Annotated in this window: 19 protein-coding genes and 1 pseudogene; 8 read left to right on the forward strand and 12 right to left on the reverse strand. The window is 41.4% G+C overall.

Features of this window, described 5'->3' with window-relative positions:
• Window positions 1-7 precede the first annotated feature (7 nt).
• From E0409_RS07270 to rplS, 6 genes are all read left to right on the forward strand, one after another.
• Entirely contained in the window at window positions 8-601 is a 594-nt protein-coding gene (locus E0409_RS07270; RefSeq protein WP_131289355.1) for a type IV pilin protein, read from the forward strand.
• Complete coding sequence (locus E0409_RS07275) at window positions 601-1,023, forward strand: type IV pilin protein (RefSeq protein WP_131289253.1); 423 nt, start codon at window positions 601-603, stop codon at window positions 1,021-1,023. The genes E0409_RS07270 and E0409_RS07275 overlap by 1 nt, the downstream gene beginning before the upstream one ends.
• Before the next feature lie 143 nt (window positions 1,024-1,166).
• Window positions 1,167-1,424: a 30S ribosomal protein S16 gene (gene rpsP, locus E0409_RS07280; RefSeq protein ID WP_131289255.1), complete on the forward strand. Its 258-nt coding sequence runs from the start codon at window positions 1,167-1,169 to the stop codon at window positions 1,422-1,424.
• 28 nt (window positions 1,425-1,452) lie between these two features.
• Entirely contained in the window at window positions 1,453-2,001 is a 549-nt protein-coding gene (gene rimM / locus E0409_RS07285) for a ribosome maturation factor RimM (protein ID WP_131289257.1), read from the forward strand.
• 42 nt (window positions 2,002-2,043) lie between these two features.
• Window positions 2,044-2,784 carry a tRNA (guanosine(37)-N1)-methyltransferase TrmD gene (gene trmD, locus E0409_RS07290; RefSeq protein WP_131289259.1) on the forward strand — a complete coding sequence of 247 codons (741 nt, stop codon included), beginning with the start codon at window positions 2,044-2,046 and terminating at the stop codon, window positions 2,782-2,784.
• Between the two features lie 149 nt (window positions 2,785-2,933).
• Window positions 2,934-3,308: a 50S ribosomal protein L19 gene (rplS, locus tag E0409_RS07295; RefSeq protein WP_131289261.1), complete on the forward strand. Its 375-nt coding sequence runs from the start codon at window positions 2,934-2,936 to the stop codon at window positions 3,306-3,308.
• A 69-nt stretch (window positions 3,309-3,377) separates the two neighbouring features.
• Here the strand turns inward: rplS and E0409_RS07300 are convergent, their stop codons facing one another.
• From E0409_RS07300 to E0409_RS07320, 5 genes and pseudogenes are all read right to left on the reverse strand, one after another.
• Entirely contained in the window at window positions 3,378-4,349 is a 972-nt protein-coding gene (locus E0409_RS07300) for an esterase/lipase family protein (protein WP_131289263.1), read from the reverse strand.
• Between the two features lie 253 nt (window positions 4,350-4,602).
• Window positions 4,603-4,740 (reverse strand): annotated as a pseudogene (locus E0409_RS16720) (esterase/lipase family protein); the annotation flags it as partial.
• Between the two features lie 153 nt (window positions 4,741-4,893).
• Entirely contained in the window at window positions 4,894-5,859 is a 966-nt protein-coding gene (locus E0409_RS07310; protein ID WP_131289265.1) for a lipase family alpha/beta hydrolase, read from the reverse strand.
• 200 nt (window positions 5,860-6,059) lie between these two features.
• Window positions 6,060-7,043 (reverse strand): esterase/lipase family protein, encoded by a 984-nt coding sequence (locus E0409_RS07315; RefSeq protein WP_131289267.1) that lies wholly within the window; start codon window positions 7,041-7,043, stop codon window positions 6,060-6,062.
• 88 nt (window positions 7,044-7,131) lie between these two features.
• Window positions 7,132-8,160, reverse strand: coding sequence for a lipase secretion chaperone (locus tag E0409_RS07320; RefSeq protein WP_131289269.1), 1,029 nt, complete (start codon window positions 8,158-8,160; stop codon window positions 7,132-7,134).
• A 153-nt stretch (window positions 8,161-8,313) separates the two neighbouring features.
• Between E0409_RS07320 and truB the strand changes: the two genes are divergently transcribed.
• Window positions 8,314-9,222, forward strand: coding sequence for a tRNA pseudouridine(55) synthase TruB (truB, locus tag E0409_RS07325; RefSeq protein ID WP_131289271.1), 909 nt, complete (start codon window positions 8,314-8,316; stop codon window positions 9,220-9,222).
• Between the two features lie 16 nt (window positions 9,223-9,238).
• The gene (locus E0409_RS07330; RefSeq protein ID WP_131289274.1) at window positions 9,239-10,006 is read left to right on the forward strand and encodes a sulfite exporter TauE/SafE family protein; all 768 of its coding nucleotides are present in this window, start codon (window positions 9,239-9,241) and stop codon (window positions 10,004-10,006) included.
• Window positions 10,007-10,166: 160 nt separating this feature from the next.
• On the opposite strand, the gene E0409_RS07335 is transcribed toward E0409_RS07330, so the two are convergent.
• From E0409_RS07335 to E0409_RS07365, 7 genes are all read right to left on the reverse strand, one after another.
• Entirely contained in the window at window positions 10,167-10,655 is a 489-nt protein-coding gene (locus E0409_RS07335; RefSeq protein ID WP_131289276.1) for an IS630 family transposase, read from the reverse strand.
• 44 nt (window positions 10,656-10,699) lie between these two features.
• Window positions 10,700-11,005, reverse strand: a complete 306-nt coding sequence (locus E0409_RS07340) for an IS630 transposase-related protein (RefSeq protein WP_131289278.1) — start codon at window positions 11,003-11,005, stop codon at window positions 10,700-10,702.
• Between the two features lie 278 nt (window positions 11,006-11,283).
• Window positions 11,284-11,820, reverse strand: a complete 537-nt coding sequence (locus E0409_RS07345; protein ID WP_004994346.1) for a hypothetical protein — start codon at window positions 11,818-11,820, stop codon at window positions 11,284-11,286.
• Between the two features lie 315 nt (window positions 11,821-12,135).
• Window positions 12,136-12,696 (reverse strand): TPM domain-containing protein, encoded by a 561-nt coding sequence (locus E0409_RS07350; RefSeq protein WP_131289281.1) that lies wholly within the window; start codon window positions 12,694-12,696, stop codon window positions 12,136-12,138.
• Entirely contained in the window at window positions 12,690-13,673 is a 984-nt protein-coding gene (locus E0409_RS07355; RefSeq protein ID WP_252151785.1) for a TPM domain-containing protein, read from the reverse strand. The genes E0409_RS07350 and E0409_RS07355 overlap by 7 nt, the downstream gene beginning before the upstream one ends.
• Before the next feature lie 96 nt (window positions 13,674-13,769).
• Window positions 13,770-14,360 carry a LemA family protein gene (locus E0409_RS07360; RefSeq protein ID WP_131289285.1) on the reverse strand — a complete coding sequence of 197 codons (591 nt, stop codon included), beginning with the start codon at window positions 14,358-14,360 and terminating at the stop codon, window positions 13,770-13,772.
• A gap of 154 nt (window positions 14,361-14,514) precedes the next feature.
• Entirely contained in the window at window positions 14,515-15,936 is a 1,422-nt protein-coding gene (locus tag E0409_RS07365) for a glutamate synthase small subunit GltD family protein (RefSeq protein ID WP_131289288.1), read from the reverse strand.
• Window positions 15,937-15,963: the final 27 nt, after the last annotated feature.

Here is a 15,963-nt window from a genome sequence, read left to right on the forward strand (position 1 = left end):
AAAGGTCATGATTAGTCAAAAAGGCTTTACCCTAATTGAGTTAATGATAACGATTGTTATAGTCGCTATATTGGCAGCTATAGCTTATCCGAGTTATACCCAATATATGGAAAGACGGGATTTAGCAATTGCAAAACAGGAAGCCTTGAGGATTTCTGCTGAGCTTGAACGGTTTAAATCGAAAAATTTTAGCTACAAAGGTTTTGATGCTAGTTATTTATATACTTATGAAGGTGTAGATAGCGATGGAAATGCGATAGCAGCAAATTATTATGATAAAACCACTGGTAAATTGTCTTTGCCATTAGGTGCTACAACATCAACATCTAAATATACTTTAACTTTGGTTGATGGAGGTACAGGACATAAACCTTTAACAATTACTAAAAACAACGATGGGACTGAGACGGCAGATTCTGCCGGTGTGAATGGTTTAAGTTGGATGATATCGGTAGAACGGGTAAAAGATAGTTCCGGTGAACCCAAACAGCCCCGAAATTATGATCTATTATTGAGTAATACAGGACTACGCTGTATGACGAAAGTAAAAGATGTTGTTATAAGCTATACAGGGTGTGGTGGGTATGGGGAGGCATGGTAATGAATAAAAATAAGGGATTTACGTTAATCGAGTTAATGATTGTAGTAGCAATTATTGCTATTTTAGCTGCAATTGCTTACCCATCTTATACTCAATATAAAATTCGTACTAACCGCGCTGATGTACAAAGTGAAATGATGCAAATTGCACAGCGATTACAGAGCTACCATATTATTAATCATAATTATACGAGTGCAACCCTTAATGGAACAACTAGCAAGGATTATCCCGCATCTAATCCTGTTTATAGCATTACACTTGTTCCTACTGGTCAAACCTATACATTAACTGCAGCACCTAAATCAGGCACTGCTCAGGTAGGCAATGGAAGTGTGATTCTCGACAGCCAAGGTCAAAAATGTTGGACTAAGACCTTAGTAGCTTGTACACCTTCTCAAACTTCAAACTGGGACGGCCGTTAATATAAATTCAAACTGTGGATAACCTAAAATTTGATCTTTCTTTCATAGCAAATATAACGTAAAATATTGCCCTCTATGAAAGGGGTTTGAAATGTTCCGGTGGTCGGTTCATGGATAATCCGTAAAAACTATAAGGTTCTATCATGGTTGTTATTCGTCTTGCACGCGGTGGTGCTAAAAAACGTCCGTTCTATCAAATTATTGTGACTGATAGCCGCAATGCACGTGACGGTCGTTTCATCGAACGTATTGGTTTCTTTAACCCTACAGCTCAAGGTCAAGCAGAAAAACTTCGTTTAGATGCTGATCGTTTTGCTCACTGGGTTGCACAAGGTGCTCAACCTTCTGAACGTGTTGCTTCTTTAGCTGCTCAAGCTAAGAAAGCTGCAGCTGCTGCATAATTTTTGCGAATTAAGTAGTAGGTAGCCCATGACACCAACACAGAATGTTCCCGAAGATCGTATTCAGATTGGACAGTTACGTTCAGCATATGGATTAAATGGGTGGCTCTGGGTCTATTCCAATACAGAACCCATGAGCAACATCTTTGACTATCTTCCTTGGTACATTGAGACTAAAGCAGGTTGGCAAACAGTAGATGTAAAACGCTGGAAACCGCATGGTAAAGGCTTGGTTGTTAGCTTAAAAGGTGTGAGCGATCGCACTGCAGCAGATGGCTTGGTTGGCACCAATGTTTGGATTTCAAAATCGCAACTTCCGAAAGCAGGAATGGATGAGTTTTACTGGACAGATTTGAAAGGCTTAACAGTGTTAGGTTTGGACGATGCTGAACAAGAAGTAAATCTCGGCAAAATCCATGAAATGTTTGAGACCGGTGCTAATGATGTGATGGTGGTTCACGCAACACCAGACAGCGTTGATGCTGAAGAGCGTATGATTCCATGGCATAAAGATGTGGTACAGCGAGTTGATCTTGAAGCTGGTCGTATCTACGTAAATTGGGGCGTAGATTATTAATCCTTTAAGGATGAACGCAGCAGGAAAATAGAGGAGTCTGCGATGTTTTTTGCAGTCATTACGCTTTTTCCTGAAATGTTTGAAGCGATTACAGCCTACGGTATTAGCGGGCGTGCGGCAAAACGTGAAATAGTACAAGTCACTTGTATTAATCCTCGCGATTATGCTGAGGGCAACTACAAAAGAGTGGATGAACGTCCATTTGGTGGTGGTCCGGGTATGGTGATGATGGCAGAACCCTTGTCAAAAGCAATTAACCATGCCAAAGAGCTTGCAAAGCAAGCAGGTTGTGTTCAGGTTCCTGTGGTGTATATGTCTCCACAAGGAAAAACCTTAAATGAGCCGGCAGTACAGCAATTTGTCGAATATGACGGATTGATTGTGCTCTGTGGTCGTTATGAAGGTGTCGATGAACGTCTGATCCAGCAATATGTTGATCAGGAATGGTCAATTGGTGATTATGTTTTGTCGGGTGGCGAACTTCCTGCGATGGTTTTATTGGACAGTATTATTCGGAGACTTCCGGGTGCGATGTCGGATGAACAATCGGCGATACAAGACTCATTTGTGGATGGTCTTTTAGACTGCCCGCAATATACCAAGCCAGACCATTTTGAAGGTTTGGATGTGCCTGAGGTGTTAAAGTCTGGGCATCATGCCAATATCGAAAAATGGCGGTTTTTGCAGCGCTATCAACGAACCCTTGACCGCAGGCCCGAGCTTGTAGAAAAAGTTGAGTTGACCAAGCAGCAAAAGAAATGGCTAAAAGATTTGAATACTTAAAGTCGACTTTAAGTATTTTTAAATAGGCTCTTTATCGACCGAAGTGAAGACTTGGGTGATAAAGGGAAAGATAAACGGGTTGATATGCGCTTTAGCCTCTGTCCCCAGCGGTAACAGACCTCTTCTGTCCGCACATTGGAGATTCCCACATGAGTGGTAAACATCCTTTAGTTCAAATTATTGAAAATGCGCAATTAAAAACTGATATCCCAGCTTTTGCACCAGGTGATACAGTTATTGTATCTGTAAAAGTAAAAGAGGGCGATCGCGAACGTCTTCAGGCTTTTGAAGGCGTTGTAATCGCAATCAAAAACCGTGGTTTAAACTCTGCGTTCACAGTACGTAAAATTTCTAGCGGTGTTGGTGTTGAGCGTGTATTCCAAACTCACTCTCCAATCGTTGCTAAAATCGAAGTTAAACGTCGTGGTGACGTGCGTCGTGCTAAACTTTACTACCTACGCGAATTGTCTGGTAAAGCTGCACGTATTCGTGAAAAATTACCAGCTCGTAAAGTTAAAGCTTAATTTTAAGTTTTATCTCGAGTTAAAAAATGCGCCTTTTGGCGCATTTTTTATGTCTGAATCTTTTTAGTTTTATAAACCTTGCAGTTTTAAACGATTGGCATGTTGACGGTAAATTGCCACAGGGTCTTGTGCAAATATGCCTTGTATCCCAAAGAAGTGGTTAATTTCATCAAAGTGATTGTGTTTATAATCTTGACGAATCACTTGGCCGTAGCGACCACTACACAGGGAGACAAGGCCATCATGGTCTTTGCTTTTTAATAAAGTTGTCCCTAAAGCTACAATTGAGGTATCGATCACATCTAAAGGATTGGTAATTTGTTGATTGCCCATCCAGGAATAATGATAAATACCATCAGCAGTCTGTTTTTGCCCCTGACTATTACAATCTTGGGGAATGGCTGCTGAACCATATTTCGCATTAAATGCCATAATACCCGTGGTGCTTAGAGATTGCATCGAGCCTTCATAATCAACGCTAAGTTTTGGATTCGACTGGATCAGCGCGATACTTTTACCCAATAAACCAAAAACCACTTCTGCAATCGGATCGAGAAATTTACTTTCTACCATCACATCGGCCAGTTTTGTGCCTTTCATTGCTCCTGCGACCGCCGTCATGGAGGCAACTTTCTCAGGTGCAACACCTTCAATATATTGAATGGTCGGGCCACCGTGGCTATGACCAATCAAATTCACTTTTTTCTTGCCGGTGAGGGCCATAACTTCATCGACTTGCTGTAAAAGCTGCTCACCACGAACTTCAGTCGATTCCACCGCAGACATTTCCGCTGCAAAAACCGTCGCACCATTACGTGCCAAGTCTGGCAAAATTTGATACCAATAATCTAAGCCCAACATTTGTGTGCCAATACGCGAAAAGCCTAAGCCGAAACCATGTGCCATCACTAACGGGTATTGGGTGGTTGCATAATTCGATACAGCTTTTGCCTGATATTGGGTTAAGCCGGCAGCTTGCGCAGGTAAATGCACGAATGCAACGCTGCTCAGTGCAGCGAGGACGATGTGTTTAAGTTGCATTGAATATCCTTGATTATTTTTTTAACACTTTTATTTTTAGACAATTCATATTGTCAATATTGGGTGAATTAACAATTTTTAGTTTATAAATAAAGCAATAGAGGATGAGTGGTGAATTTTGAAATCATCAGGATTCAAGATCAACAGATAGAGATTTTAGGTATTTATTTTTATTAAAAAGAACGATTTTCCGCTCTTTTTAGCAAGGTGGAACTTATAAACCTTCTAGTTTTAAACGGTTGGCATGTTGGCGTTACAAGGTGACAGGATCTTGTGCAAATACACCTATAATTCCAAAGAAATGATTCACTTCATCAAAGGGATTATGCTTATAGTCTTGACGAATAATTTGCCCATAACGACCGCTACATAAGGGCAGAGCCCCATCATTTTGGCATGGGTCAATTGTAATGTCGTCATGCCAGATAGGATCAATGCGAGAAAGAATTTATTCATAAGTGCTCTGAAGAATCTAAACAAAATGATTTTTTATTTTTAAGTGCTAAAAAGGGATTTATACAGTGAGTGATAAATCCCTTATTTTTTATAAACCTTGCTGTTTTAAGCGGTTGGCATGCTGACGATAGACATCGACCGGATCGGGTGCAAATAACGATTTCAGACCGAGTACCTGATTCACTTCATCTAAATGGTTCCAGTTGTAATTATCACGGATGGTTTTACCAAACTTGGCGCTGCAACGGGATACCAGGCCATCATTTTCTTTACCACCATTAATCAACAAACTGGTGACCTTTAAAGCACCGTCAGGATCCAGTAAATTGGTCACTGTACCGATACCGGTAAAGGAATAGTTATAAATACCCTGATCTAGGAACTTGCCTTCTCCACATGCTGTGCTTGGCATGCCTATGGGGAAATTGGCATTAAACTGTGCAGAGCCTTCAAGAGTTAAACTTTTACCACCGGCTAAAGAATCATGCGGAAAGCTTTGTGGGTCAAGACCTTGTGCCCAGGTAATCGCTTTGGAAACAAAATTGATGACACCTATGAGTGGGCCCTCAAGAGCCGTACCTTCAGCAGACAAGATCAAGTCCGCTACAGGCGAGCCTTTATGTGGCGCACCTACTCCCGTCATTGAGGCAACTTTACCCGGTAAGGCTGCACCAACGTAGCGAATGGTTGGACCTCCATGCGAGTGGCCAATCAGATTGACTTTTTCTGCCCCGGTCAATGCCAGAATCTCTTCGACTTGTCGTGCCAGTTGTTCACCACGAATTTCAGATGAATTAAATGGCGATACACGGGTTGCCCAGACGTTGGCACCGTTACGGGCCAAGTCCGGCAGAATTTGATACCAGTAGTCGAGACCAAACTGGTCGGTTCCTACAGTGATAAAACCAGCCATCCCATGACTAAAAACAATCGGGTATTTGGTTTTTGCATAGCTTGAGGTTGCTTTTCCCGTGACTTGGGTAGCGTTGCCTGCTTGTACTTGGCTAAAAGCACTGAGTGACATTAAGCCAGCAATGAAGAGTCCGTATTTCATATTGAGTACTCAAAATATTATTGTTTTAAACCAGTTGTTTTATTAGACAATTTAAATTGTCAAAATTTAGTATTGAATATAAGTGGTCAGATTTCTAAATTTAACAGACCAATGCAATATAGAGTTGTAACAAGGTATGAATATGAAAATGCCCATAAAAATAGGGTCTTTATGTGCATGGATTTGTTTAGAAGCTCGGTTTATAAACCCTTCATTTTTAGACGGTTGGCATGTTGTCTAAACAGGGCCACTGGATCAGGAGCAAACATCCCTTTTAAACCAAACATCATGTTGGCAAGGTCAGTATGATTGAGGTTGTAATTATCACGGATGACTTGACCGATATGTGAACTACAGCGGGCAACCATACCATCATTGTCTTTGTTGCCATAAGACAATGGCCCGAGTTGCATCAGAATGCTATCAATGTCCAGAAGGTTGGTGGTTTGCGCAGTTCCACCCCAAGAATAGTAGTAGATTTCCTTATCCACTTCCGCACCGCTCTTGTTACAGTCAGAAGCTAAAGCAGCTGTTGGGAAGCGTTTATTGAAGTTTGCCGATTCTACTTCGGTCAATGACTTCATCGAAGCATCAAAGTTCACCGGAATATCCGTATTGGCTTGAGCCCAGGTCATCAGTGGCCCAATGATATATTGTCCCAAAATATTGAAGGCAGTACGGCTAAGCGTATTGTTTTGAATATCATCGGCCACTTTAGAACCGCGATATGTTCCACCCACGCCAGTCACCGATGCGATGTATTCGGGTCTCACTGCCGCTACGTATTGTACGGTTGGACCACCATGACTGTGACCAATCAGGTTGACTTTATCCTGACCTGTAATCGCGAGCACTTCTTCAACCTGAGCAACCAGTTGTTCACCACGAAACTCAGTAGTATTGGCAGGGGATAACTGTGCTGCAAATACGGTTGAACCATTACGCGCCATATCGGGCAAAATTTGATACCAATAATCAATGTTGAAACTATCATTTCCGATACGTGACCAGCCCAGCCAGCCATGGGTCATGACAATGGGGTATTTGGTTTTTGCATAGTCAGATTTGACCGTTTCTTTGATTTGCAAAATGCCTTTTGCTGCTTGTGTTTCAGCGGTTAAACCCATGGTCAGGATCGTCATTACCGCAAGCATGATCACTTTTTTGTTTTTTAAAGTTTTCATCAACTTTTCCTTAAATATTTTTGTTTTTATTTATATAAGTACATAAATCAGATGATCAATCTAGTCACCTGATGGAGCTACATTGCGATTACTCGCCATAGGGTAATTTTCCTCCCTGATCATGAACTGATTCAAACGTTCCTACCCGGAGTTGTTCTTCTGGTTTATTAAAATGCTGCATCCTTAATTGTTGAACGGCTTTTTGTTTGGCATCCTCACTCATGCCACTTTTCATAATGTTGTCGCGTTCTTTCAGATAGCCATCGACCTTGTTTTTCCAGTCGCGGCGTTGTCCATCTAAGCTTTCTAGACGCTGTGTGGCTTCAGGGCCGACCAAATTCATCCGCATCTGATGAATTTCTTCCGTAGAACCACCCCGTGCTTTAATGTCTGCAGTCAGTTTGCGTAAGTCTTCGAGTTTGTTGAGCTGCTCTAAATTTTCTTTCCAGTCTTGGGGTAATTGATTGAACAAATCTTTTAATTTTTGTGCTTTTTGCGCTTCAGTTAAGCTCTTGTCATCCATGACCATCATGCGACTTAAGGTGTATTCATGATAAGTATCTTCGGTACCGAATAAGCCTTCAATTTCGTAATCTGAGAAAAGCTGTTTACGCAGATTTTTCATACTGGCAAAGATGCTTTGATAATATTTAGGATCTTCTTTATCAATATTCGGTGCTTGTAGATCACCGAGTTTTTCACGGTAATCGATATAGCGATTCCACAGATCTAGAATTTGTGCGAGGGCAGGCGCTTTATACGTTTGCTGGATGTAAGCCTTAAAATCATTTTTAATTTGCTTGAGATCTTTTTCCCCATACTGGGTAATGAAATATTCAAAACAGTTACGTGTTTGCTCATTCACAATTAAACGGTTGGCAGCATCGAGACTCAACTGACAGTTCACTTCAGTGTCCTGTTGGCTTTTACTCATAAAAGCCCTGCCTTGAACTACATTTGCTGGCGTGTTTTCAGTTAAGCTATTAGCTTGAGGATCAACAGTCTGTGCTGCACGTGTTTTTTCTGCACTCGATTGCGAGGGCGCTAACCAAAATAATAGTGCGCCGATAGCCACAATAATAAGCGCCAAAATAATCCATAACTTATATTTTCGCATTTCCTATGCAACCTTTTTGCTTGTTTTGTTTTATAAGTCTAAAAATAGGATTTAAATTTGCCATTAAAGCTGTAAATGTAACGTAGAAAAGTTGTAAATGCAGACAAGCGGTTGTTAACATGTCATCCGTTTCAACTTGCCTGATCTTTCGCTATGAAAAAGACTTCACCTAAGATTCAACGCCGGAATATTAGCGGCGTGTTTTTACTTAATAAGCCTTTGGGTATTAGTTCTAATGGCGCTTTACAGCGAGTGCGTGGATTATATCGGGCGCAAAAAGGTGGTCATACCGGTGCTTTAGACCCTTTAGCTTCCGGATTGTTGCCGATTTGTCTGGGTGAAGCGACTAAGTTTTCTCACTATTTGTTAGATTCGATCAAGCGTTATCAAACCACCATCTATTTAGGTCATAGCACCACGACGGGTGATGTCGAAGGTGAGCTGTTGTTGGAGCAAGCTGTTCCGGTGCTAACGGAAGAAAAAATTCAGCAGGTTCTGGCAAGCTTTACGGGGGATATTCAGCAAGTTCCGCCGATGTATTCCGCTTTGAAGAAAGAAGGGCGTCCGTTGTATGAGTTGGCGCGTCAAGGCATTGAAATTGAACGTGAAGCGCGGCCCATTACCATTGAGGCGATTGAGTTATTGTCCTTTACTGAAAATAGTCTGACTTTAGATATTACCTGTTCTAAAGGCACTTATATTCGGGTCTTGGGTGAAGATATTGCCAAAGCCCTCGGCACTTTTGGACATCTGACCTATCTGCACCGGATTAAAACGGGTCAGTTTGACCTGATTCCCGAATACACCATTGAGTATCTGGAAAGTTTGACTGAGCAGGAGCGTGAAGCTTTGTTGCTGCCTGTTTATGCCCCGGTCGATCATTTTCCAAAAGTGCAGGCGCCGGAAGGGCGTGCGGAATACTTTAGCCGCGGCATGGAAAGTAATATTGAACATGAGGTCGAAGCACAGGTTCTGGTTTTTGATGGTGAAAAATGTCTGGGCTTGGCAGAGATTACTGACCGCAAGCGTCTGGTACCGAAACGTGTACTGAATCTCGAATAGGCTTTGAAGACCATGTATGGAAATTGAAATTTTAATCAGCCTATTTGTCTTTGCTTTTTGTGCGGGGGCGATTGATGCGGCTGTGGGTGGCGGTGGTCTGATCCAGATTCCTGCCATTATGAATGCGATGCCACAACTCAGTCCAGCGACGGTGTTTGGTACCAATAAGTTGTCTTCAATTTGTGGTACGGCATCGGCAGCGTGGAGCTTTGTCCGCAAAGTCAAACTGCGCTGGAAATTGCTGGCAGTAATTGCCAGTTGTGCCTTTATCAGCTCGTTTGCAGGTGCTGCCTGTGTCGCGATGATTCCAAAGGAAGTCCTCAGACCCTTTGTCCTGATCATGCTGATTGTGATTGCGATCTATACCTTTAGCAAAAAACAGTTTGGTCAGGTGCATATTCGTCAGGAACTGACACCGAAAATATTGATGCTGGCTGCAGTCGGCAGTTTGCTGATTGGTTTTTATGACGGTATTTTTGGTCCCGGGACCGGCAGTTTTTTTATTTTCTATTTTATTCGCTATTTAAAAGCGGATTTTATTCATGCCTCGGCCTTGTCTAAAGTAGCGAATTTAACCACCAACCTGGCGGCTTTAAGCTTCTTTGCACCCACTGGACATGTGCTGTTCCAGATCGGTTTGATGATGGCGGTCGCCAATGTACTCGGTTCATTGGTCGGTGTACGTGCCGCCTTAAAATATGGCAGCGGTTTTATCCGGATTCTGTTTTTGATTTTGGTGAGCCTATTGATCTGCCGTTTGGCTTATCAAACTTTTTTTCCGTAAATTCTGCTCAATATTAAACTTTATTATACAAATTGCTTCATCTCGTCACCCAAATGCCGGGCATTCGCTTTTAAGATCATCCAACAGAATATCTTCACAATAAGGATAAACAGTCCTTTCAACATATCGGGTCTGTAAAAAATAGCAGGGTGATGTATAGCTAAATACCAAATAAATCATTACAGTAATCTTTAAACAATTTATCAATATCTTTAACTCTAAACTTATTGCGAATCATTTTTACTCGTGACCACATTTTTTCTATAGGATTTAAGTCCGGGCTATATTTAGGAAGCCACACAATGTAATGGCCTGCACAGCGTATCAACTCCTGAAGCCTTTTTCCTTTGTGAAAGGTGGCATTATCCATAATCAATACACTGGTTTCTTTCAGCTTCGGCAATAAATCCTGTTCAATCCAGCATTCAAATACCTCAGTGTTCACTGAACAATCAAATACTCCAACTGTAAGCAATCTATTTTCGATTAATGCACCAATCGCATTGCTACAATTTTTTAACTGCCAGTTAAATTCAGCTTCAGCTCGCGCTCCTTTAGGGCTATAACTATGCGATCTCGTACTTTCGCTTTGAAAACCACTTTCATCGATATAAACCAGTGGTAATTGTTGTTCTAAACATTCAATCAAGTTCTGAAATTGCCGACGTTGATTTTGATCTGCTTTAGGGTGCTTTAACGTCTTTTTTTACGCGATATTCCTGCGGCATGTAGCGCATTAAATACTGCATGTGTACTGACACCAAAACGTTCTGCCCGTTCACTGATGTAATCATCGGGATATTGTTCAACATCCTTCAATATTTGCTCTTTGCTAATTTTAGCTGGGCGACCAGGAATAGGTTTAGTTACAGTGGACTTTTTCCAATTCTGAATCGTCTGTATACAGACGTTAAAATGCTGTGCTGCTTTTCGCACAGACATTTTATCTCTAGCCATAATTTCTATGACTTTGTCTTTAAAATCTTTTGAATATCCCATGCTTCTATTGTTCTATATTTTTGAGTATTTGGCTATATCCTATTTTTTAACAATTTCAACATGTTACATACGTTACACAACATAATTTGTGCAAGTTGAGTATAAGTTAGTCCATAGGAGTATATTGTCACACAATGGCTTCGACAAGCGTCCGACTAAGCTCACGCCGAAGTCTCAGCCAACAGTTTCCTGAGCTTATTGAAGGAAAAATATTCCCCGTTTATTTTATACGACTCACTTACCTTTCCATTGAGCCATTATAGATTTTTCATCTTGGTTTAGATGTTCAAAAAGCTTGAGTTTCCTTTCTTTAGTTTTTCTATATAAGCCTCACATTGAGCAGCTAAACCAAGATGATATTTTAAAGCGCTTTCCACTCTTGCTGTCACATACTCAATACTTTGAATTTCACGCTGCTGAGCAAAGACTTGAATCGCAGGATGTAACTGTTTTGAGCAACTTGCATCATTGCTAAAGTATTTTAACGTCTTGGTTTTGGCAAAATAAATTGCAGCAAACAATCGCCCATCTTTAAAAACAATCGCTGATGAAGCATCTAAACTGCTTCCAGACCGACCTTCATAATACAGAGCCTCATCTGTCTTTAGTAAATAGGGCGCTGAGTAATTATCGAAATTAGATTGAAATTTTAGATAATCATGCTTTAACAATGTTTGAAGTTCTGTTTGGATTTTTGGATTCAAAGCAATTTGAGGAATTGATGAAATATCTGAATATTGAATTAAGTCTAACGCTTGTGCATGAATCAATGTAGGAAGAAACAAAAGAAGAGCAAAGGAATATTTCTGCTTCATAGCGGGAACGGGTCTGTCGATTATTCGATGATGTCCATATTGACTTACTTATGGATTGTTCATTTTATGTGGACACTTATGGAGTATCAATAAGAGTAAAACCCTTTTGTGCGTTCATAACATTCTCCACAAATGTTTTTTGTTTATTTATAAGCTTTGTAAGCTAATTTATATTTAGCACTAATTGTGCCAAAACTGATTATAATAAAATTAACAGAAAAAACAGCACTTTAAAAAAATAAAATTGTTACAATGTGGTTTTAATGTTTTTTTTAGTAAAAAAGTGACATTTTATGTCACTAATCCACCTATTTTCTAGCCCAAAATAATTGGAGCATTCCCCAATTCATTATTTTCATCTTTGATAGAGTGTGTATAAAACCGATTAAGCACTTCACCTATGCTCACTACCCCAGTTATTACAGCCAATCTAAACTGTTTCTGAGCCAATTGAGCAATCATATTTTGGCAAATTTCATTCCAAATGGCTTGTTCTGTCGCTTGCAGAATCCCCCGATCAATGACAATTTCAACTTTACGCTCACATAAATTGATATACAGCAGTACACCACTATTATATTCAGTATCCCATACTCCAAGTTCTGCAAACAACTGACGAGCACGCATGCGGGTATTTTGAAAATATGCCTGATTTACAGGCAGATGACCTTCTATCACCACCTGAATTTCCCCGACATGACCATATTCAGCCTCAGACACTGCCTGTGCGATCGCAGCCTGATCCTGTTTGGAAAAGTATCGCTTGGTTGCAGGCATATATAAAAAATGCTTTAACCAGCGTTTAAAACTGGGTTGGCTTACTTCTTCTATTTTAGGCTGTGTGACAATTTCTGTCGTTTCTGTTTTTATTACCATGAGCCTGATGCTCCTCCCCCGCCAAAACCACCGCCTCCGCCACTAAATCCGCCGCCACCTCGTCCGCCACCACCGCCACGACCGGCAGAAGCCAAAAACAGTTGGAAAATGGTTTGTGCAATAGCCGTAATCAGTAAAAAGAATATCCCACCACCAATCAATAAGCTGGTCACTAATCCTGCACCATTCACCAATCCTGCTACCGTTCCAGCCACCGCCGCAGTAGATGCACTTAAGCCCTTGCCAAAAATAAAGGAACCAATGATGCCAGCAATCAGTATAAATAATGCGGTACTAAAAGTTTTTTCTTTAGCTTGCTGCTCATGCAAAGCTTGATCATGACGTTCTTTAAGTTCTTGCGCGGCTTTTTGTGCTACCTCGGGATCCATATTTAAAATACGTTCAATTTCAGCCAGCCCCGCATCAATACCTTGTGCATATTGGGCTTGCTTGAAATAAGGCGTGATCTGATTTCGAATAATACGACTGGCCACAATATCCGGTATTACCCCCTCCAAGCCGTAACCTGTCAGAATTTGGATGCGACGATCATTCACAGCAATCGCCATCAATAGACCATTATCCTGTTTGGCTGAACCCAATTGCCATTTCTCAGCAACACGCATGGCAAAATCAAAAATATCTTCCTGACCTGTGGTGGGAACAATCACTACACCAATTTGTGCTTTTCCCTGTTCGTGCAACTTTAGAATCCGCTGACTAATTTCCTGCTTCTGACTTTCTGTTAATAGATTTGCCTGATCAACAACCGGCTCATTTAAGGTCGGCAATCCACGTATGGATTCTCCTTCCGCCAGATCATTGGCAATTTTCGGCTGCTGAACTTGTGCTGGTGTTGATGCTTTTTGTTGAGTCTGTGATTGTTGCTGCTCCTGAATAACCCTACCCGCTATAATCGCTTCTTCTGTGTCAGATGCGGTTGCCACTTCGCTTAAAGCAAATGAACTCGATAGCATTGCACAACACAAAACCACTAGCTGCAAAATGATAGTGAGAGCATTTTTATTTTCTGGAGCAGACATAAGCGCATCCTGTTTTATACAAATACCCAATTATTCAAATGAAACCTTAGGTGCTGTTTGTGCACTCTGTTCTGCACTAAAATTCGGCTTTGGATTCATCCCAATCACTTTAGCCGTCATCACCTGAGGGAATTGGCGTGAATACGCGTTAAAATCTTGAACTGATGCAATATAACGATTACGCGCTACTGCAATACGGTTTTCAGTGCCTTCAAGTTGCACTTGTAAATCACGGAATTGTTCATTGGCTTTTAAGTCAGGATAATTTTCAGAAACTGCAATTAAACGAGATAATGCACTGGTCATCTGCGCCTGTGCTTCTTGATATTTCTGGAATAAGGCAGGATCTTCCAAGACTTCTTTATCTACTTTTAAGCCTGCGACATTAGCACGTGCTTGAGTGACTTCTGTTAGAACTTTTTCTTCATGTTTAGCATAGCCTTTCACTACATTGACCAAGTTGGGTACAAGGTCAGCACGGCGTTGATATTGGTTTTGCACTTCAGACCAAGAAGCTGTCACCGCTTCATCTTTCACCTGTAGCGTGTTATAGCCACAACCGGACAAGGTTAAAGTGCTTACAAGAGCCATAGTAACTAAACTTTTTTTCATTACATTCATATGCCTATATCCTCTATATTTCTTTGTATTTGTTTGAATATTTTTATTGTAAACATATTTAGGCCTAGTTTTGTTTAATTTCAGTACTGCAAATCATATAAATAAAAAAACCCGCCGAAGCGGGTTTTTAAATCTCTAACTTAGAAGTTATCAATTAAACATCTAAATAATCAAGGATGCCTTCAGCTGCTTCACGACCTTCCCAGATTGCAGTAACCACCAGGTCAGAACCACGAACCATATCGCCACCGGCAAAAATTTTCGGGTTAGAGGTTTGGAATTTGTATTGTTGCTTTTCAGCTGCAACCACACGACCAGAACCATCCAGACCAATGTTAGCACCAGCAAACCAGTCTGCTGGACTTGCACGGAAACCGAAAGCTAAAAGCACTGCATCAGCAAGTAAAACTTCTTCTGAACCCGGAACCGGTTCCGGGCTACGACGGCCACGACTATCAGGCTCGCCCAATTGTGTAGTCACCACTTTAACGCCAGTGACTTTACCGTTTTCACCTACAATTTCAATTGGCTGACGGTTGAACATGAAGTCCACGCCTTCTTCACGCGCATTTTTTACTTCACGACGTGAACCCGGCATATTTTCTTCATCACGGCGGTAAGCACACACCACAGATTCCGCACCTTGACGAATTGAAGTACGGTTACAGTCCATCGCAGTGTCACCACCACCCAGTACAATCACCTTTTTGCCTTCAACGCTGACATACTCCGAAGCGTCTTTTTCCCAACCTTGGGTACGATTCACGTTGGCAATCAGGAAATCAAGCGCATCATGCACACCTTCAAGATCTTCACCCGCGAAACCGCCTTTCATGTAGGTGTATGTTCCCATACCTATGAACACTGCATCATAGTCTGCAAGCAATTGCTCGATGGTGATATCTGTACCAATTTCAGTATTTAAACGGAACTCAACACCCATACCCGCGAAAATCTCACGGCGGCGTTTCATGACGTCTTTTTCCATCTTGAATTCTGGAATACCGAAAGTCAGCAAACCACCAATTTCAGGACGTTTATCAAATACAATCGGTTTAACACCATTACGTACCAGAATGTCTGCACAGCCCAAACCTGCAGGACCGGCACCAATAATTGCAACTTTTTTATCTGTCCATTTTACATTGGACATATCTGGACGCCAGCCCAAAGCAAAAGCGGTGTCATTGATGTATTTTTCAGCATTACCAATGGTCACAGCACCAAAACCGTCATTTAAGGTACAAGCCCCTTCACATAAACGGTCTTGCGGACATACACGACCACAGACTTCTGGCAAGGTATTGGTTTGATGGCAAAGTTCAGCTGCCTGGAAAATACGACCTTCAGCAATCAGTTTTAACCAGTTTGGAATGTAGTTATGTACTGGACATTTCCATTCACAATACGGGTTACCACAACCTAAACAACGGTGCGATTGATTGGTCGCAATTTCCGCTGTAAAAGGTTTATAAATTTCCACAAACTCTGCTTTGCGGACAGTTAGATCTTTTTTTTCTGGATCTTGGCGTGCTACATCCAGGAATTGAAAGTCATTGTTTAGGCGCTCTGCCATGTCTCTCTCCGTGGGTAGGTGTAGTCG

Source organism: Acinetobacter sp. ANC 4862 (assembly GCF_004336635.1).
Classification (GTDB): domain Bacteria; phylum Pseudomonadota; class Gammaproteobacteria; order Pseudomonadales; family Moraxellaceae; genus Acinetobacter.